Raw genomic sequence first — 17,846 nt, forward strand, 5'->3', positions numbered from 1 at the left:
TTCGAATACAAATATTATCTATATTAAATTGCTTAATTCAACTCACTTTATTACCGTCCAATAGTGCGAAAATTTAGATACCCTGGGGTCGAGTGCCTGTCTGGGTACGTGAGCCAGGAAGGGGTCGAATTGACCGTTCACTCTAAGAATGAACGCAAGAGTTCTATCTGGGCTGACAACTGGAAGGACAGCTCGTATTGGTTGGATGGATATCCTGAAGTCCAGGATTTCTCCAGGCAATTGCCCAAAGCCATTGATGTCGTGATTGTCGGATCGGGCTATACTGGGTTGAACGCTGCCATTGAAACCGCGCGCGCTGGTCGGTCTACCCTCGTTTTGGACGCACAAATGCCAGGTTGGGGATGCAGCACGCGAAATGGCGGCCAGATCAGCACTAGCATCAAACCATCACGACAGAAGCTTTCTGCCAAATTCGGTAACAAGACTGCTATTGATATTCGTCGCGAAGGCGAGGCGGCACTTGACTGGATTGAAGAGCGGATTTCAGGCGAAGGTATCGAGTGTGATTTCCGGCGGGTCGGACGTTTTCATGCAGCGCACAACGCTCAAAGCTACGAGCTTTTGACGCGCGATGCAGAGTACCTGACCCGAGAAGAAGGTATCGAAGCTTATCCTGTACCACGGCATGATCAGAGATCAGAGCTGGGATCAGACGTATATCATGGCGGCTTGGTTTTTCCGAAACACGCCGCGCTTGATCCGGCGCGCTATCATCACGGCCTGCTCAAGCGTGCTGTAGATGCGGGCGCAAATGTAATCGGACATTGCGCTGTGACTGGTTTAACAAAAACCTCAATTGGCCATGACGTAACAACGACGAAAGGCCACATCAAAGCGAGAGACGTAATTGTCGCAACCAACGGATATACCGAAAACCTGACACCCTGGCTGCATCGCCGGGTAATTCCAATTGGCAGTTATGTTATCGCGACCGAACCGCTGGAACCTGATCTAGTGAACCGGCTGTTCCCCAAAGACCGTATTGCCAGCGATACCTGTAAGGTTATCTATTACTATCGAGCATCGCCGGATCGCAGACGCATCCTATTTGGCGGTCGCGTTTCGGCTGGCGAAACCGACCCAAGCGTAAGCGGCCCGCGTCTTCACAATGACATGTGCAGGATTTTTCCCGAATTACGCGGTGTCCGCATTTCGCATTCCTGGATGGGGACGGTGGCATATACCTTTGACGAGCTTGCTCATATCGGCGAACAGGACGGCATCCACTACGCGATGGGATATTGCGGATCCGGAGTTTCAATGGCGAGCTATCTGGGCATGCGGGTGGGACAGAAGGTTTTGGGCCTCAAGGAAGGCAAGACAGCGTTTGACGACCTGCCCTTTCCGACGCGACCGCTTTACAACGGAAAACCCTGGTTTCTGCCACCAATTGTGGCCTGGTACCGTTGGCGCGACCGCGTACAGTATGAAAGGGCAAGATCCACAAATTAGGCTACCCCGGACAGGACTTCGCCTACCCGTTCGGAAAAACAAAATGGCGACAACGGGCGCAATTCCAATTTGCCCAACAAATCAGTGGAGGAGTAAAAAATGAATATTAAGATAGCAACGGCAGTGGCTGCCAGTATTTTGGCATCTGCGGCGGTAGCAGCCGACAAGTCAGTCACAATCGCATCGTGGGGTGGTTCGTATCAAGAGGCACAAAGCAAAGCTCTGTTCGAACCTGCTGCTTCCAATACCGGTATTGAGGTCAAACAGGAAACATATGGCGGTATGTCGGATGTTCGGTTGCAAGTCAGTTCCGGCCAGGTGACGCTCGACATTGTCGCCAGCGGATCGGGCTCTGCCGCGCGTGCTGCTGCCGAGGGTCTACTAGAGCCTCTGGACTATGGTGTGATTGATGTGTCGAATTTCTATCCAACACTGTATTCAGATTATTGCGTCGGCGGCGACGTGTTTTCGACCGTTTACGCCTGGAACACTGACACCTTTGGCGACAACGGACCACAAAGCTGGGCTGATTTTTTTGACGTCGAAAAATTCCCGGGCAAACGTGCCTATCGCGGCAAGGTTGCCGGTGCGCTTGAGCCGGCGATCATGGCAGATGGTGTAGCACCAGAAGATGTCTACGACGTTCTGGGTTCGGAAGAAGGGATCGAGCGCGCATTGAACAAAATTCGCGAACTCAAGCCACATATCGACGTTTTCTGGACGTCTGGTGCACAGCACGCCCAACTGATGAAAGACGGTGAAGTTGACATGACAACTGGTTGGAACGGTCGATTCGACAATGCCAAAAAGGACGGTGCAAAGGTCGCCTACAGCTTCAATCAGGCACTGCTTGATTACGACTGCTTTGCCGTGCCCAAAGGTGCACCCAACAAGGACGTGGCGATGGAATTCCTCAATGAGATTTCCAAACCTGAATATCAAGACGATCTTCCCAAATACATCACCTATGGTCCCACCAACAAAGCTGCCTACGACACAGGTGAAATAACCAGCGAAGTTGCCGCAGGGCTGCCATCATCGCCAGAGAACGCGGCGATGCAGGTACCCGTTTCGCTGGACTGGTACGCCAAATGGGAAACCATCGCGGCTGAAATGTATCAGGAAATGCTGACGGAATAAGCGGTCCGTGACAAAACAGAGCCACGGGCAAAAGCTGCCCGTGGCAGACCAATGGGGATAGGCAAGTGATTATTACCAAGCAGGACGCGCTTCCGATTAGCGTGCGCGACGTGACCAAGACCTATGGGGATGTTTTCGCACTGGACGACGTATCGCTTGAGGTGGAAAGTGGCGAGTTTCTGACGTTGCTGGGGCCGTCCGGCTCGGGCAAGACAACGCTTTTGATGGTTCTGGCGGGCTTCACCAGACCGGACAGGGGTAGCCTGAAGTTCGGCAATGACGAAGTGATCCGCAAGCCCCCACATCTGCGTGATGTCGGAATGGTTTTCCAGAACTACGCGCTTTTTCCGCACATGACCGTGGCTGGCAATGTCGGATATCCGCTGCGCCTACGCCGCGTGCCCAAGGCCGAGGCGGCCGAACGCGTTGAACGTGCCCTGGAAACGGTTCAATTGTCCGGGTATGGCGAACGGCGGATAGACCAATTGTCAGGCGGTCAAAAACAACGCGTCGCGCTGGCGCGTGCCATCGTGTTCGAACCCCGAATTCTGCTGATGGATGAACCGCTATCTGCATTGGACAAGAAGCTGCGCGACCGGATGCAAATCGAACTCCGGCACCTGCACGAAAAACTTGGCATGACAACGGTCTACGTTACACATGACCAACGCGAGGCGCTTACGATGTCTGACCGGATCGCAGTAGTCAATTTCGGCCGGATCATGCAACTCGCCACACCGCAACAATTATACGACCAGCCGGAAAACAAGTTCGTTGCGGATTTTATCGGAGATTCCACCTTTTTGGACGTCGAGCGCGACGGCGAAAAACTTGTTGCCGGAACAACCGTGTTAAAAACCACACGACCTGTACCAGAGGGCAATAACCTGTCGCTTATGATGCGCCCTGAACGTGTGCGTCTGCTTGAGAATGCGGCCAGCGAAGATGTGAACGAATTTACCGCCACGGTCAGCGAAGTCGTCTATCAGGGCGAGAGCTTTCTACTTTATGCAGCCCTTGAAAACGGCACCGAAATGGCCGTGCGTGGAGCCATTAGAAGCGGCTCATTCACCTCTCTGCCGAAACCGGGCGAGACAGTGCGCCTGGGACTGGACAGTGCCGATACTGTCATCCTTTCGGACCGGGAGCAGCAGCTGTGACCACAACGGATATGAACGCTGCAGGTCTGAAACGGGATGAAAGGCTGGAACGACTGAAACTGTTCGGACTAAGCTCACCCGCTATTCTGCTAGTGCTAGTCATACTGGTCATTCCGGTCGGATGGCTATTTTATGTCTCGTTCATAGGCGCGGATGGCTCCTTTTCGTTGGAAAACTACGAACGCATGATCAAGCGTAAATCCTATGGGCGTATCTTCCTGACGACATTCGAAGTCAGTCTGCTAACCACGGGCCTGTGCATCCTGATCGGCTATCCGCTTGCTTATTTCATGTCGCAATTGCCCAATCGCATCGCCAACCTATGCTTAATCACCGTGCTCTTACCTTTCTGGACGTCGCTTCTGGTACGTACCTACGCATGGCTGGTGCTGCTTCAAAAAAACGGCCTTGTGAACAAATGGGCCATTTCGCTGGGTCTCTGGGATGAACCGATCAAGATTGTCCATAACCTCAACGGGACGCTGATCGGGATGGTACATATCATGTTGCCCTTTCTGGTCTTACCCACATACGGCGCCATGAAGGCGATTGATCGCGACTATCTGAAGGCTGCTGCCAATATGGGCGCAAGCCCTGCGCGGGCTTTCTGGACGGTATTCTTTCCACTGTCGACACCCGGCCTCTTCGCTGGTGCACTTATGGTTTTCGTCCTTTGCCTCGGCTTTTTTGTTACCCCTGCGGTCTTGGGCGGTGGCAAGGTCATCATGGTGTCTATGAAAATCGTCTCCAACATCGAGCTTTTCGTGAACTGGGGTGCGGCCAGCGCGCTTGGCGTGGTCTTGCTGATATTAACGGTGGCGGTCCTTTGGCTGGCCTCCCGCTTTCTGAAACTCGAACAGATGACGGGGGGCGGTCACTGATGTTGAAATGGCTGCGCAGCCCCGCTTCGGAAACGCAAGTTACCCATGGCCAGCGGCTCTGGCTTTATATATTTGCGGGGATCACCATGCTGCTGCTGGTGACACCCACGTTGATCGTCATTCCAATGTCGTTTTCGGATTCGCAGTATCTCGAATTCCCCCCTGAAACATGGTCAACCCGCTGGTATGGCCACTATTTTGGCTCGGAAGAATGGATGCGCGCCACACGTACGTCTTTCGCGGCAGCGGTTCTGACGATGCTGGTTGCTACGCCTGTTGGCGTAATCGCAGCCTACGGGTTACATGCATCGAAACTGCCTTATATCCGGGCGGCTTTCGTCCTTTTGATCACCCCGATGATGGTGCCTGTCGTGCTGGTGGCAATCGGTGCCTTCTACGCCTATGTCAAACTAAAGATACTATATACCATGACCGGGCTAGTGCTGGCTCATACCATGTTGGCAATACCACTCGTATTGATTGTCACTGGTTCCGCGCTCAAAAGTTACGATATGAATCAGGAGAACGCTGCGAGGTCTCTTGGAGCTCCGCGATGGAAGGCGTTTTTAACAATCACACTGCCTCAAATCCGCTTTGCGGTTGTCACAAGTGCGCTCTTGTCGTTTCTGACTTCATTCGATGAAGTGGTCGTCGCCATGTTTATTTCAGGTGGTGATAACCCAACGCTCACGCGCAATATGTTCAATGCGTTGCGCGACCAGATTGATCCGACCATTGCGTCAATCTCGACGTTGATGATCGTAGTGACAACATTGATGATGGCGCTGGCACAAATTTTTGGACGCGGCAATTCCAGAAAGTGATTTTCTTAAGTGTAAAATCATCATTGTCGCGACGGGGTTCACCTTACATAATCTAGCCGGAACTTAGGATTTGACACCAGATACGAGCAATAGTCTTGTGTAGTGCGAAGGGTGACAGAACCGCCAAGGACGTTTCACAGCGTCTATTGCGATCGGACCGAAATTGACGGTTTGCAGGCCATCCAACCAATTTTTTCAGTATTCAGGATTTTCGATCCACGGTTGGTAGACAAACTGAACACTTGGACGTTTTACAACCAAATCTGCAATGCGTTTGACGTTAGGGAATTCATTGATGACTGAATGACCTCTGGCCTTGCGCAACCAGGTGGTCAGCATGAAAAGGTAGATATCGGCGGCGCTGAATCTATTTCCCAACACCCATTCATTGTCGCAAATTTGATCGTCAATGACCTGCCAGGTCTCCCTGAGTCGCCGAACACCACGTCTTTGCGCGCTTGGTTCATCCGCCGGCGTGTCAGCAAAGCGATCCGGGTAGTAGGTAAGTTGATAGGCATTCTGAACCGAATTGGAAAAATACACGAGCGTCTGCAGATAAAGCGCGCGGGCCGGGTCATCTATTGAAGGTGCGAGACCTGCCTCGGGGTGACGGTCACATAGAAACATCGTAATCGCCGCGCACTCATACATGGTTCCTCCTTCCCATGTCAGCACCGGCACCCAACCGTTGGGATTGATAGCGAGTTGTTCAGACGGACGGGGCTTGTCACTTTCGACAGAGGTTTCAAGCAGCTCATACGGCGCGCCGATTTCTTCTAGAAGGACACGTACACCCATGGAGGCGCTTTTGAGTGTGTAGAAGAGTTTATACATGCAAACCTACCTCCAGTTCGGTCAGGCATGGTCTGTGTCACCATACCGCCATACCACCGATTTTCGACGGTTCTATTAAATTCCCAAGTCTAATCTCGGCTTCCAGAAGGGTCTGAAGAGTTCAATTTTCGGACAGCGGTTCATTACGACTTGCAACCCAGCGCCTTCGGCCAGCCTCGCGGCTTTGTCGTCGTAAACGCCAATCTGACCCCAGAGCACCTTTGCTCCGATCTCTATGGCCTGTTCAGCGAAGCCATAAAGCTCTTCTTTAGGGCGGAACACTTCGACCATGTCAACAGGACGGTCAATCTCAGCCAGAGAATGATAGACTTTGATGCCACGGATTTCGGTAATCTTTGGGTTCGGATTGACCGGGATCATGTCATAGCCCGTTTCGTGCAACACGCGCAGCACGCCATAGCTGAACTTGGTCTTGTCGGCACTGGCACCCACCATAGCGATGGATTTCACTGATTTCAGTATATCGGCCAGATATTTCGGGTCGTAATCGTAAAGTTCATCCATTGCAGCGGCAGGCATTGGTCAAACCTCCTTAGGCGTGGCGATGTCCGCTTTCAGCTCGTGGGGCTTCAAGGGGTCAAGGAACGGATTGCGATAAAGCCTGTCATGGCTTTCGACACCAATTTCAATGGTAATGTCGCTCGTGGCGCGCGCCACGCAGAGAATGACATATCCCTCCGCGATTTGCCGGTTATTAAGCGCGACCTGGCGTCGTTGGTCCACCTTGCCGGACTTCAGCTTTGCCGCACAGGTGATGCAGCCACCATACTTGCAGCCATAGGGCAGATCGACACCCTGATCTCGCAAACTTTCCAGCAGCGGACGACGAGTATCGACCTCATAAGCAGCATTGTCGCGGTTGGCGATGGTGACCGTGTGCGTCCTCATAACCAGATATCGCTAGTGCAATCGCCACCGGGATAACGCGCCTCGTGGCAGCGGCTGGGCCCGTTTGGTTCCTTGCCGAAATCAACGATGAAGTCGGGGTTCAACACCATCCCGCCGTTAACCGGATCACAATCAATCATCAACATCACGCCACCCCGTTCACGGATTTCGGGGTAGAATTGATTGTCCCAAGTGGAAAACAGAGAGGTCGTCACATATAGTCGCTTACCGTCAAGCGAGAGCTGGAACATTTGCGGACCGCCAGCCATTTTGACGCCGTTGACATGTGTGGCTTTGCCCAAAAGCCCCCCCATCCAGACCTGACCGGTAAGCTTGGGGTTATGCGGGTCGCTGATGTCGTATTGGCGCATGTCGCCGTGCAGCCAGTTGTTGAGATAGAGGTATCTGTCATCCATCGAGATCAAGATGGCCGACATCACGCCCGGCACCGGTATCGGCCATTCGGGATGCGGCTCGTTCGCCACGTCAATGATCTTTTCCCACTGCCATTTTCCGGCCTCATCTTTCCACCAATGAATGACATTTGAGCTGAGCGCCGCGCCACAGAAACCATGCGTGCTGTCGGGGTCATGGTGGAATTTCACCTCTAGCGGGATCAGACCATCCTCACCCAGATAAATTGTCTCAATTGGCTCACGCTTTTCAAAGTCCCAGAAATGCAGCTCTCGACCATATTTCAGGTGTCCGACTTCTTCCAAATCGAAGCCTGGCATAAACGTGTTGGGCGCGGCCCATTCGCTGCTAACCATGATATTGTGACGCGGTTGGTACCAGAAATCATAACCGAACTTGATGTCGCCCATCGAGTTTTCCCAGCGGCCAACGATCTCGAAATCCTTGTTGAGATGCAGATAGCCACCCGGAGCCTCACCCTTGGCATCGCCGAGGAAGGAAATTATGATTTCAGAACCCAAGCAATGCACCGTATGCGGGCCGCTGAGATCCACCTTTGACTTGATCTCGGCCCCGTCGATCACCTTGTGCAGGCGCGGCGCGCGCGGGTCGGTGGCGGTGTCGACGATGTGCAGATTGTTTGACCGAACCCCCGGCAGTATCAGATATTTTCGACTCATACTGCCATCGTCAAAACACGACGAACAGGCATTCCAGCCCATATGATGCAGCTCGTCCCCGATCCCCGGCATCTCAAGCCGATGAATGACCTGGGAATAGGTCGGACTCTCGGGGTCGACATCGACCGTCGCCAAATAATCCGGTTTCTGAATACCGGTCCCGGTATAGATCGCAATCGTGTAAAGCAGTTTTTCGCGCGGAGCCTCGATAGCCTCCGCTGGTGATGCATAACCCGGTCCGCAACATTCCATGTCTTACTCTCCCATCCGGTCGGCGATTGCGACAATGCGGTACATGTCGCGCAGGACCGGTTTTTCGATTAACTTACCATCAATCACCACAAGACCGGTATCCGCAGCCTCGAATTCGGTGATGATCCGTCGCGCACGGGTGATTTGCGCCTCCGACGGCGTAAAGACCTCGTTCAGCGCGGCGATCTGCTTGGGATGCACCGAGCCCTTACCCGCAAAACCCAGATCACGCGCTTGTTCGGCAGCCACGCGCATACCGTCCGGGTCGTCTAAATCCAGATATGGCACGTCGATCACATCAAGCCCTGCGGAGGCCGCGGCATGCACAACGCGGGAACGGGCATAAAGCAGCGGCTCCCACGCGTTCTGACAACGCAGTTCGGCCGCCATGTCGACGCCACCAAAGAACATAGCGTCTATTCGGTCAGAACAATGAGCAATATCAAAAGCTGCTTCTAGCCCGGCGTTGGTTTCGATAATTACATGTAGCCGGGTGGCATGATTTGCCTCGGTCAGAAGCTGATCCAGCATCACCACTTCATCAGGTGTACGGATTTTGGGCATCATCAGCGCGGGCGGCGGTGTGTCTGTGGCCAGCACAGCGTTCACATCCTCGATCCCGAACCGCTCGCGCATCGAGTTGATCCGGACAATCCGCTCGACTCCATCATCTACCTGCGGCTCCTCAAAGAGCGCCAGCGCGTTCTGCCTCGCCTCTGCCTTGTCCTTCGGCGCGATCCCGTCTTCCAGCTCAACACAGACAATATCTGCGCCCGACGCCAACGCCTTGGGGAACATCTCTGGCCGAAGACCAGGTGTGAAGATAAAGCTGCGGCGCGGACGAGGGTGTCGACCAGTCATCATGTTATGTCCATACTGCTTTCCAATCCGTCAAACCCGTGAAATCAACGCGCTTTGGCAATGGCGGTTTCGACCAGAGCCTGTATTTCTGCAAGGCTGGCGGGTCTGGGGTTTGTACCCGCCGCACTGTCCAGCGAAGCCTTTTCGGCAATACGCTGAGTACAATCAGCGGGCACGCCGATTTCGCCAAGAGATCTTGGGATATCGAGCTCGTCCAAAATACGCTCGATCTCGGCAATGAAGGCCTCAACCGACGCGTCTTTGAGCCCCATCGCGTCGGACATTCGCTTTACCTTATCCTCAATCCCCGGCAGGTTGAAACGCAGGACGACCGGCAGGATGATCGCGTTGGTCAACCCGTGCTGCGTGTTGAACTCGGCCCCGATCATATGCGAAATTGCGTGAACCAGACCCAGCCCCTTCAGAAAAGCAACGCCAGCCAGGCATGACCCCACCAACATACCGCCGCGCGCCGCGACATTCTGCGGTTCTACCATCACGACGGGCAGCCATTTTGCAATAAGGGACAATCCTTCCAGCGCCATGCCGTCGCAGAGCGGGTTGAAACCGGGCACGAGATAAGCCTCGATTGCATGGGTCATCGCATCTGCCCCGGTCCAGGCAGTCAGGTTGACCGGCAGACCAACGGTCAGTTCAGGGTCCAAGAGTGCCAACGCAGGCCTGAGGTCAGGATGATCAATGCAGAACTTCATACCTCTCGCGACATGGGTAACCATCGCGGTAGCTTCGGTCTCGGCCCCGGTACCGGCAGTGGTCGGTATGGTGATCAGGGTCGGAAACGGCTGATCCAGGCCGAGCTCAGGCACTGGCTTGAGGTAATCGAAATCCCAAAGATCAATGTCGTTATTCGCAGTCAGACAAATCGCCTTACCGCCATCCATCGCGCTGCCGCCACCGATGGCAATGATCGCATCATGACCACCAGACCGAAAGGCTTCCCGCCCGGAACCGATCTCATCATCGCGTGGATTTGGTGAGATGTCGGCGAATATTCCCGATGAAAGCCCCGCACCAGCCAAATAGTCCAGTAGTTGCGAAATGAACGGCAAGCCGCGGCTGCCTTTGTCGGTGACAACCAAAGGATTGGACAGCCCCATCGCGGCACAGCGCTGTCCGATCTCGGACAGTCGGCCCGGCCCATAGGCAATCCGCACCGGAAAAAACCAGTCCTGATGTTGCAGAAGGTCGGCTTCCGAATTTGTTTGCATGGCTCTTCAATCAGTTCTCAGGGCGTTTAGGTATCCTACGGTCGATACCACGAACAATGTTTTTCTCTTAATCAAAGAATGGCAGCTCGACAATTTGACCGTCATGCACACTGCCGTCAGGCAAGCGCATGGACAGCGTTCGACCCACCCAGTCGCCGGGCTTGTCAAAGCGCACAAAGCCTACACCAACACCAAGTGTTGGCGAGGGAATTCCCGCCGTGATCCGGCCGACAACCGCGTCTTCGTCCATCACAGCGCTACCCGCCGCGGGCGTTTCTGTGGCGCAGTCAGCCCGAAGAGGCACGAGCGCGTGTCCCTGCCCACCAGCGCCTCACGCCCGATGAAGCCCCCCTTGTCCATGTTGATGAAGGAAGCTAGCCCCGCCTCGAACGGGATCATGTCAGGGGTCATATCCGTGAGATTGCCAAGAATTCCCCCCTTGATCCGGCGGATGGTCAGGGCGCGCGTCGAGGAAAATTCCATCCCGTAAGGTGCGCCACAGCCCATAAGATGATCCCACAGCGCGAGATGATCGGTGTTGACCCCATCCGAGTAAATCTCGAACCCGAGCTCGTTGGTGAACCCGGTGCGCGAGGCATAAAGCCGCTGACCTCCCAGATCAAAGAAACCCGACCGAAAATACTTCATGGTCTCGTCTATAGCGCCGTCAGAGGCCGCTTTCATTATGTCAATCGAGGCAGGGCCCTGAACCTGCAAGACGCGGCTTTTCGGATCTGAGATGGTCAAGTTGAATCCGCCGCTATGAGCCACCAACCAGGTTTCAAAAGGACCATCGGCCTGGACATACCAGAACCGGTCCTTACCTAACCGGAACATGACGCCATCCATAAAAACCCCGCCTTGGGGCGTGCAGGCGAGGGCGTAATATCCACGCCCTTCAGACATTGTGGAAACCTTGCGGGCGAATACTTTTTCAAGGAACGGGACCACATCAGGCCCCGAGATTTCAACGGGCTTTTCCGGCACGTCGAAAATCAAAGCCTTCTGACGCAGGCACCAGTACTTCTCGATTTCGTCCTCACCGATGTGGATCGGAAAGAACCGACCCGCATAAACACCGCGAATCATCTCTGGGCAATCGGTACGCGCTATGAAAGGCGATTCTTCAAAGCGCCGGGCGCTGATTGAGATGTTGTTTGCCAGGTCGGAGACTTCCCGCACGTTGCTCATTTCTGAGCCTCTGGGTCGTTTGGTGGGACGGGTCGTAGAATTTTTGGCGGTTCATGCGCTGTCACCTCCAGCGGGGCCTCAGTGTAAAGCTCAACCTCAATCAGGCAGGAATGCGCGCTTGGGCCCTGCCCCAGTTTCGATGTCCCCTTGTCACGCGTAAGGACATTGGGGTTGCCATGTTTGCACATCCCGGTTTTGTCAGGATCGTACCAGGCACCGGTGCTCATCTGCACCACGCCGGGGCGGATGGCGGCATCAATCACGACACCTCCCAGACAGGCACCACGGTGGTTGAACAGCCGCGCGATGTCGCCGTCTCTCAGCCCGCGCGCGGCGGCATCTTCGGGATGGATATGCAGTGGTTCACGTCCAGCTACTTTCTTGGCTTGGCTCACACCGCCATGATCAAACTGAGAATGCAGCTTGTCCCCGGGTTGGTTCGAGATCAAATGAAGTGGCCATTTGCCGACATTGCCGAGCCATTCATAAGGCTCGCGCCAGACCGGGTGACCGGGGCAATCATCGTAGCCAAAATCCGCAACGGTCCGCGAAAAGATTTCAATCTTGCCGCTTGGCGTAACCAGCGGGTTGGCGACCGGATCGGCACGGAAGGCCTCCAGCATGATTGTTGGTTTCGCCGGATCGTCCAGCTTGAACCAACCCTTTTCGCGAAAGGTCTTATAGTCAGGTATCTCAATCCCGGCATCCTTGGCCCGGGTTATGGTCTGGTCATATATCCGATGCTGCCATTCCCCGGAGCTGCGTCCCTCGGTAAACGCGTCTTCCACACCCATTTGCCGTGCGATACCCGCGAAAATATCGAAGTCGTCGCGGGCTTGCTCATATGGTTCGGTCAGTTTGGACATCGCGATGACATAAGGGTCGCGCGGTGTCATTGCGATATCGGCACGCTCCAGTGGTGTGGTGCAGGGCAGAACAATATCGGCGTGTTTGGCCAACGGATTCCAGCACCATTCATTGACGATAATCGTGTCCGGTTTCTGCCAAGCCTGCCTCATCAGGTTCAGGTCCTGATGGTGGTGGAACGGATTGCCGCCCGCCCACCAGACCAGTTTGATATCGGGATATTCGTACCTCGCCCCGTCAAAATCGAAAGGCTCCCCCGGTTTCAGCAACAGATCAGTGATCCGCGCCACCGGAATGAAGTTTTCAACCGGGTTCTTGCCCTGCGGAAAGGATGCGCCGGGGATGATGGTGAAGGTGCCGCCAATAAAATTCATCGCACTATAACCAAATCCGAAGCCGCCACCGGGCAGTCCGACCTGGCCCAGCATTGCCGCCAGTGTGATGGCCATCCAGAACGGTTGTTCACCGTGGTCTTGTCGTGTCAGGGACCAACTGACCGATATCATCGTGCGCTCAGACGCCATGCGCCGGGCCAACGCGCGGATCGTATCTGCGGGGATCTCGCAGATGCCAGCAGCCCAATCAGCAGTTTTGGCGATGCCGTCGCTGTCGCCCGTGAGATAGGTCAGGAATGTCTCAAAACCTTCCGTGTAGCCATTCAGAAAGGCCTGATCGCTGAGCCCTTCAACATGCAACGTATGCGCCAGCCCAAGCATCAGGGCGACATCCGTGTTGGGCCGCAGGGCCAACCAATCTCCACCCAAATCTTCCAGCAGATCGGATTTCAGCGGGCTGATATTGACGATGTCTATCCCGGCCTCACCCACCGCAAGAAGCCCATTGCGTTGAATGTGGCAACCGGTGCCGCCCTGACTGATCTGTCCATTCTTCAGAGGCACTCCCCCGAAACAGACAAAAAGCTGCGTATGCTCGCTGATCACCTCCCAGCTGGTGCAGGTATCCAGATAGTCGCGAAAGCTGCCAAGGATATGTGGCACCATCGCTTCAGCGGCGGCAAAACTGTAGGTAAATTTTGAGCTGGTAAAACCACCGATTGAATTCAAAAACCGCTTGAGCTGACTTTGGGCGTGATGAAAGCGTCCGGCACTGGCCCAACCATAGGAGCCGCCAAAGATTGAAACATTGCCATACTTAGAGCACACGCGGTCCAACTCGACCGCGACCAATGAGTTCGCCTCCTCCCAACTCACCGCAACAAAAGGATCGACACCGCGCAAGTCGGTACGCGTGCCCGGCCCACCCTCAAGCCAGCTTTTGCGTACCATCGGCGCGTCTATTCGCGTGGGTCCGTGTTGTACATCCAGTATGCCCGGCCCGATGGGCGACGGATCACTGTCATGCTCAAACGCCAGAAGCTCCTGCACTCGTCCATTGCCGACACGCGCGCGATAGGTACCCCAATGCGAGCTGGTCAAAGGCAGATCGTCATGTCTGTTCATCCGACACCAAGCCCCAATTCTTCTTGACGCTTGCGGCTCCAGGCATGTGTCATCCGATCGGTGATGATAGCGATGATCGCCATGCCAATCCCCGCTATCATCCCTACCCCGAAATCACCGTCGCTGAGGCCGATATAAACGATCTGTTCCAGCCCGTTGGTGCCGACAAGGGCAGCAATCACCAGCATTGCGATGCCGTACATAATAGTCTGATTGAGGCCCAACATCATAACCGGCAGCGCAAGCGGGATTTTCACTTGCCACAGCATCTGCCGCTGCGTGGCCCCGATCATCGTTGCGGCTTCGATCACATTCTCAGGCAGGTTCCGCAATCCGTGTTCAGCATAGCGGATAGCGGGAACGATTGCATAGGCGATGATCGCAAGAAGGGCTGTGAATTCGCCAATCTTAAACACCATCACAAACGGGATCAGTAGCACAAACAAAGGCATGGTCTGCAACGTGTCATTGAACGGGCGTATTATGGCTGAAAACGTATCGTTATGCGCCGCCCAGATACCTATTATTGTCCCCAAGATGAACGATATCAGAACCGCGATACCACAGAGGTAAATCGAAAGCATCGCCTCTGGCCAAATGCCCGTGACAACGATGAACCCAAGCCCCAAAGCTGTCCCAAGGCCCAAAGTACGCCCCCCAATTTTCCAGCCCAGCATAGTACATATCAACAAAATTGCGGGCCAAGGCATACCTGTCAGGCCGAAATAGATCAGGATTGTAAATATCAAGATAAAGATACCTGCCTGTGCTTTTCCTCTGTACGTGGCCCAAACCGCCAGGACGATCATACCAAACGTATAGGCAATCTTATGCACCGGCATTAACTCAAAACCCCAGGTAAAGGGGCTAACGGCCCCTTGAAGGCCGATCTTAGCGGGCAGCATCACAAAGAAGAAGGCTAGTTTCTTGAGCGCCTCTATCTCAGCACGGAAGTTGACCACCACATAGGTCTGACCGTCATTCATCGCCTTAGCGGGATTGATCTCCCAATCCCGAGGCCATTCATTCAGCACGCTAATGATCTGCGCTAAAACGAAAAACAGAGTGGCGTCAAGTGCTGCGACAATCCAGTAACAGTGTCTTTGCACAAAGGTTTTGTCGTCGGGGTCGTAATCTCCGGATCGAGCCGCAAGGCCAGCAGTGATCCGGTCAATCACCATGGCCATCAGTGCAATCGCCATCCCGGCCAGCAGATTCTCGCCGAACTGTGCCTTGCGGATCGTTGAAAGAACCTCCCAACCGATATCAGCCGTTCCGCCAATGATCGACGCGATGATCACCATGCTGAGCGAGGCCATCGTTGCCTGATTGACCCCCAGAAGAAGTTGCCGCAGTGACGATGGCACGCGGACTTGCCAGAACAATTGTCCCGGAGTTGCACCGGACATCAAACCGCTTTCAATAACCTCGGGCGATACCCCCCGCAAACCCACCATTGTGTTCCGCACCATCGGTGGGAAGGAGTAGAGGACGCTTGCGATCAAACCAACCACGGTGCCAAAACCAAAGAGCATCAGAATGGGCAATAGGTAGGCGAAGGACGTCACCGTTTGCAGCAGATCCAGCATCGGTAAGATAATGCGTTCAGCCCGGTCGGAAAAGAACCCCCATACGCCAAAGACAAAGCCCACCAGAATGGCAAGCGGCACAGAAATCGCCACCAGCGACAGCGTATTCATGCTCTCGCTCCAATACGACCACACAGTGGCATTTGTCTTGTACCGCACGGATGGGCGGCGCGATCTACAAAGGCGCGGTGGTTGACGCCAGTGGGCGGGTGCATGGGTTGAACGGGCAGCGGGTTGTCGATGCGTCGATCATGCCCGTTGTCACCAACGGAAATACGAATGCGCCGACCATCATGTTGGCTGAAAAACTGAGCGATCACATTCTGGGCCGCGACCCTTTGCCCCGGGTCGAAACGGACGTCTGGCAAAACCCGGACTATGAAACTTGCCAGCGTTAACTGGCTTTCAACTGACAAAGGATCGATGAAGGGATCGGGTGTGCAATAGTCGGCACCAATAATCTGGACAGCGCCGCGGTGTTTCGTGAAGCTATCTTCGCGCCGTTTTGCCTGATGCAAGTCGAGCGCAAAGAAAATTACGCCTCCTACGCGCCTTCCCTCGCGAAAAAGGCCACCGAATTCTACGTTACACCGCCCTTCGCATCAACGCCTGCCATGCCGCAAGTCGGCCTATCGCCCACCGTTCCCGGAAACCATCACCCCGATTGAACCCGGGCCAATGATGCACCAGCAATCATATTGGACCCGCCAAATTGGGCTGCTCAAGAGGAGTCCCGCGTTTCTTCACGGTAAAAAGGGTAAAGGCTATAAACACTCAGAGGAGTGATAGCTTCGCACCAACAAAGTAGCCTTTAATTTCCGCCAGGCCATTTCAAACTATAGGCCTTTCTGGCGCGATATTTACTCAAACCAGCTTTTTTTGTTCCCGAAATGCAGACATGTGTTTTTTTGCATCTTCGACATCATAGGCGACTCCATCCAAACCCAATAAGGAAAGGAGTGGCTTCATGCTGCGAATATCCTGTCCGCAAACCAAAAGTGGCGCGTTTGGACAGCAAATATGCAATGCAACGACAAGACGTGTGAGTGCGTCGATGGAATGCCTCCCGCCAATTGACAAACCTATTATACTGTTGGGCGTAAGCTCTATCTCACGAATTAGCGCATCATGATTTAAACCAATCTTGAGAGAAATTTCCCAGCCATCTTTACGAAAGAGATCCGCTGCCATTCGAACGCCCATTGTATGATCTTCGCCGGGCACCGAGGCGAAAACTGCAGACCTGTTCGTTGCAGAAACTGTCGGCGTGAAAAGGTGCCGCATTCCGCGCATGATCGCTACCATTCGACCCGTTCCTACGGTGACCTCCACAAAGTTAGCCCGATCTTCATTCCACCATTCTCCAAGCATTCGGGCTGCTGCGGAAAGGTACTTTAGGTAGATTAACTCTGCGGGCATCCCTTCTGCGCGAACGCCGATAATAATTTCAGCCGCTGCTTTGTCATCGTCCGATATCAGGGCCATGCAAAAATTTTGCAGCTCAGTTGTCGACGGGCTGTGAGGGACATGATCAAGTTTGCTATCACGTGTCGCAAGACGTCGAATAACTTCGCGGGCCAATCCAGCGACGATTTCATCCGGCAGGCTCTTTTTGAGACGCCGTATGCTGTATTGGCTCTGTTCGTAAGCCTCGAATTCCAAAGGCGCCGGCGAAACATCTGTCGTAAACAAGATTTGTCCTCTCAGCTTCCACATTATTCAGGAATTGCAGTCTTCATGCTGCCTTCACTATCTCGTCGCTTCACTCGTTTCGCGCGATGAAAAAGTCTATGTTCCTTTCGAGTTGCGATTGAATCCAGCAGGGTAACTGATGCCAACCAACCGTCTTTCGCAACCCAAACCGTGTCTGATGATTTCATGATAAAAATCGACAGTTACTCGAATCAAGGCTCGAAAAACCGTCAATTACACTCGCGAAGAAACAGGCTTAAACCGCTGAAATTATTTCCAGAAAGTCTTCAGCAGCATATTTCAAAGTTATAGAATGCTCCCACCACATTCTCACCCCAGAAGCGCTCCACAAACCTAGGCAGTGGTGCGCCTCTCGAATCTAAATGAGTG

17 protein-coding genes are annotated in these 17,846 nt (G+C 54.1%); 6 read left to right on the forward strand and 11 right to left on the reverse strand.

Going from position 1 to position 17,846, the window contains the following annotated elements:
- Window positions 1–129 precede the first annotated feature (129 nt).
- The 5 genes from Q1B27_RS18800 (at window position 130) to Q1B27_RS18820 (ending at window position 5,478) form a co-directional block, all read left to right on the forward strand.
- Window positions 130–1,473 (forward strand): FAD-binding oxidoreductase, encoded by a 1,344-nt coding sequence (locus Q1B27_RS18800; RefSeq protein WP_299849859.1) that lies wholly within the window; start codon window positions 130–132, stop codon window positions 1,471–1,473.
- Between the two features lie 99 nt (window positions 1,474–1,572).
- On the forward strand, window positions 1,573–2,613 hold the full coding sequence (locus tag Q1B27_RS18805) for an ABC transporter substrate-binding protein (protein ID WP_299849861.1): 1,041 nt from the start codon (window positions 1,573–1,575) through the stop codon (window positions 2,611–2,613).
- Window positions 2,614–2,678: 65 nt separating this feature from the next.
- A complete protein-coding gene (locus Q1B27_RS18810) occupies window positions 2,679–3,773 on the forward strand; it encodes an ABC transporter ATP-binding protein (protein WP_299849863.1) in 1,095 nt (364 codons plus the stop codon).
- Window positions 3,774–3,784: 11 nt separating this feature from the next.
- Window positions 3,785–4,654, forward strand: a complete 870-nt coding sequence (locus Q1B27_RS18815) for an ABC transporter permease (RefSeq protein ID WP_299850003.1) — start codon at window positions 3,785–3,787, stop codon at window positions 4,652–4,654.
- Window positions 4,654–5,478, forward strand: coding sequence for an ABC transporter permease (locus Q1B27_RS18820; RefSeq protein ID WP_299849865.1), 825 nt, complete (start codon window positions 4,654–4,656; stop codon window positions 5,476–5,478). The genes Q1B27_RS18815 and Q1B27_RS18820 overlap by 1 nt, the downstream gene beginning before the upstream one ends.
- Window positions 5,479–5,673: 195 nt before the next feature.
- Here the strand turns inward: Q1B27_RS18820 and Q1B27_RS18825 are convergent, their stop codons facing one another.
- The 10 genes from Q1B27_RS18825 to Q1B27_RS18870 form a co-directional block, all read right to left on the reverse strand.
- Window positions 5,674–6,312: a glutathione S-transferase family protein gene (locus Q1B27_RS18825; protein WP_299849867.1), complete on the reverse strand. Its 639-nt coding sequence runs from the start codon at window positions 6,310–6,312 to the stop codon at window positions 5,674–5,676.
- Between the two features lie 75 nt (window positions 6,313–6,387).
- Window positions 6,388–6,852 carry a CoA-binding protein gene (locus Q1B27_RS18830; protein WP_299849869.1) on the reverse strand — a complete coding sequence of 155 codons (465 nt, stop codon included), beginning with the start codon at window positions 6,850–6,852 and terminating at the stop codon, window positions 6,388–6,390.
- A gap of 3 nt (window positions 6,853–6,855) precedes the next feature.
- A complete protein-coding gene (locus Q1B27_RS18835) occupies window positions 6,856–7,221 on the reverse strand; it encodes a 2Fe-2S iron-sulfur cluster-binding protein (RefSeq protein WP_299849871.1) in 366 nt (121 codons plus the stop codon).
- Window positions 7,218–8,567, reverse strand: a complete 1,350-nt coding sequence (locus Q1B27_RS18840) for a selenium-binding family protein (protein ID WP_299849873.1) — start codon at window positions 8,565–8,567, stop codon at window positions 7,218–7,220. The genes Q1B27_RS18835 and Q1B27_RS18840 overlap by 4 nt, the downstream gene beginning before the upstream one ends.
- A gap of 3 nt (window positions 8,568–8,570) precedes the next feature.
- On the reverse strand, window positions 8,571–9,428 hold the full coding sequence (locus Q1B27_RS18845) for a CoA ester lyase (protein WP_299849874.1): 858 nt from the start codon (window positions 9,426–9,428) through the stop codon (window positions 8,571–8,573).
- A 44-nt stretch (window positions 9,429–9,472) separates the two neighbouring features.
- Entirely contained in the window at window positions 9,473–10,657 is a 1,185-nt protein-coding gene (locus Q1B27_RS18850) for an iron-containing alcohol dehydrogenase (RefSeq protein ID WP_299849876.1), read from the reverse strand.
- A 67-nt stretch (window positions 10,658–10,724) separates the two neighbouring features.
- Window positions 10,725–10,907, reverse strand: coding sequence for a glycine cleavage T C-terminal barrel domain-containing protein (locus Q1B27_RS18855; RefSeq protein WP_299849878.1), 183 nt, complete (start codon window positions 10,905–10,907; stop codon window positions 10,725–10,727).
- Window positions 10,907–11,848, reverse strand: coding sequence for a hypothetical protein (locus tag Q1B27_RS18860; protein ID WP_299849880.1), 942 nt, complete (start codon window positions 11,846–11,848; stop codon window positions 10,907–10,909). Before Q1B27_RS18860 ends, Q1B27_RS18855 begins: the two co-directional genes overlap by 1 nt.
- A complete protein-coding gene (locus Q1B27_RS18865; RefSeq protein WP_299849882.1) occupies window positions 11,845–14,175 on the reverse strand; it encodes a molybdopterin guanine dinucleotide-containing S/N-oxide reductase in 2,331 nt (776 codons plus the stop codon). Before Q1B27_RS18865 ends, Q1B27_RS18860 begins: the two co-directional genes overlap by 4 nt.
- Window positions 14,172–15,875, reverse strand: a complete 1,704-nt coding sequence (locus Q1B27_RS18870; protein ID WP_299849884.1) for a proline/glycine betaine ABC transporter permease — start codon at window positions 15,873–15,875, stop codon at window positions 14,172–14,174. Before Q1B27_RS18870 ends, Q1B27_RS18865 begins: the two co-directional genes overlap by 4 nt.
- A gap of 32 nt (window positions 15,876–15,907) precedes the next feature.
- Here Q1B27_RS18870 and Q1B27_RS18875 point away from each other — a divergent pair, with 32 nt between their 5' ends.
- Entirely contained in the window at window positions 15,908–16,162 is a 255-nt protein-coding gene (locus Q1B27_RS18875; RefSeq protein WP_299849886.1) for a GMC oxidoreductase, read from the forward strand.
- A gap of 466 nt (window positions 16,163–16,628) precedes the next feature.
- Here Q1B27_RS18875 and Q1B27_RS18880 read toward each other — a convergent pair whose 3' ends face one another.
- The gene (locus Q1B27_RS18880; protein ID WP_299849888.1) at window positions 16,629–17,456 is read right to left on the reverse strand and encodes a hypothetical protein; all 828 of its coding nucleotides are present in this window, start codon (window positions 17,454–17,456) and stop codon (window positions 16,629–16,631) included.
- Window positions 17,457–17,846 lie beyond the last annotated feature (390 nt).

The organism is uncultured Roseovarius sp. (assembly GCF_947489715.1).
Lineage (GTDB): Bacteria > Pseudomonadota > Alphaproteobacteria > Rhodobacterales > Rhodobacteraceae > Roseovarius.

Excerpts from the sequence above, each read along its gene's own strand:
- Q1B27_RS18805 (WP_299849861.1), top strand. The coding sequence starts at position 1,573 with ATGAATATTAAGATAGCAACGGCAGTGGCTGCCAGTATTTTGGCATCT.
- Q1B27_RS18815 (WP_299850003.1), top strand. The coding sequence starts at position 3,785 with ATGAACGCTGCAGGTCTGAAACGGGATGAAAGGCTGGAACGACTGAAA.
- Q1B27_RS18820 (WP_299849865.1), top strand. The coding sequence starts at position 4,654 with ATGTTGAAATGGCTGCGCAGCCCCGCTTCGGAAACGCAAGTTACCCAT.
- Q1B27_RS18825 (WP_299849867.1), bottom strand. The coding sequence starts at position 6,312 with ATGTATAAACTCTTCTACACACTCAAAAGCGCCTCCATGGGTGTACGT.
- Q1B27_RS18830 (WP_299849869.1), bottom strand. The coding sequence starts at position 6,852 with ATGCCTGCCGCTGCAATGGATGAACTTTACGATTACGACCCGAAATAT.
- Q1B27_RS18835 (WP_299849871.1), bottom strand. The coding sequence starts at position 7,221 with ATGAGGACGCACACGGTCACCATCGCCAACCGCGACAATGCTGCTTAT.
- Q1B27_RS18840 (WP_299849873.1), bottom strand. The coding sequence starts at position 8,567 with ATGGAATGTTGCGGACCGGGTTATGCATCACCAGCGGAGGCTATCGAG.
- Q1B27_RS18845 (WP_299849874.1), bottom strand. The coding sequence starts at position 9,428 with ATGACTGGTCGACACCCTCGTCCGCGCCGCAGCTTTATCTTCACACCT.
- Q1B27_RS18850 (WP_299849876.1), bottom strand. The coding sequence starts at position 10,657 with ATGCAAACAAATTCGGAAGCCGACCTTCTGCAACATCAGGACTGGTTT.
- Q1B27_RS18855 (WP_299849878.1), bottom strand. The coding sequence starts at position 10,907 with ATGGACGAAGACGCGGTTGTCGGCCGGATCACGGCGGGAATTCCCTCG.
- Q1B27_RS18860 (WP_299849880.1), bottom strand. The coding sequence starts at position 11,848 with ATGAGCAACGTGCGGGAAGTCTCCGACCTGGCAAACAACATCTCAATC.
- Q1B27_RS18865 (WP_299849882.1), bottom strand. The coding sequence starts at position 14,175 with ATGAACAGACATGACGATCTGCCTTTGACCAGCTCGCATTGGGGTACC.
- Q1B27_RS18870 (WP_299849884.1), bottom strand. The coding sequence starts at position 15,875 with ATGAATACGCTGTCGCTGGTGGCGATTTCTGTGCCGCTTGCCATTCTG.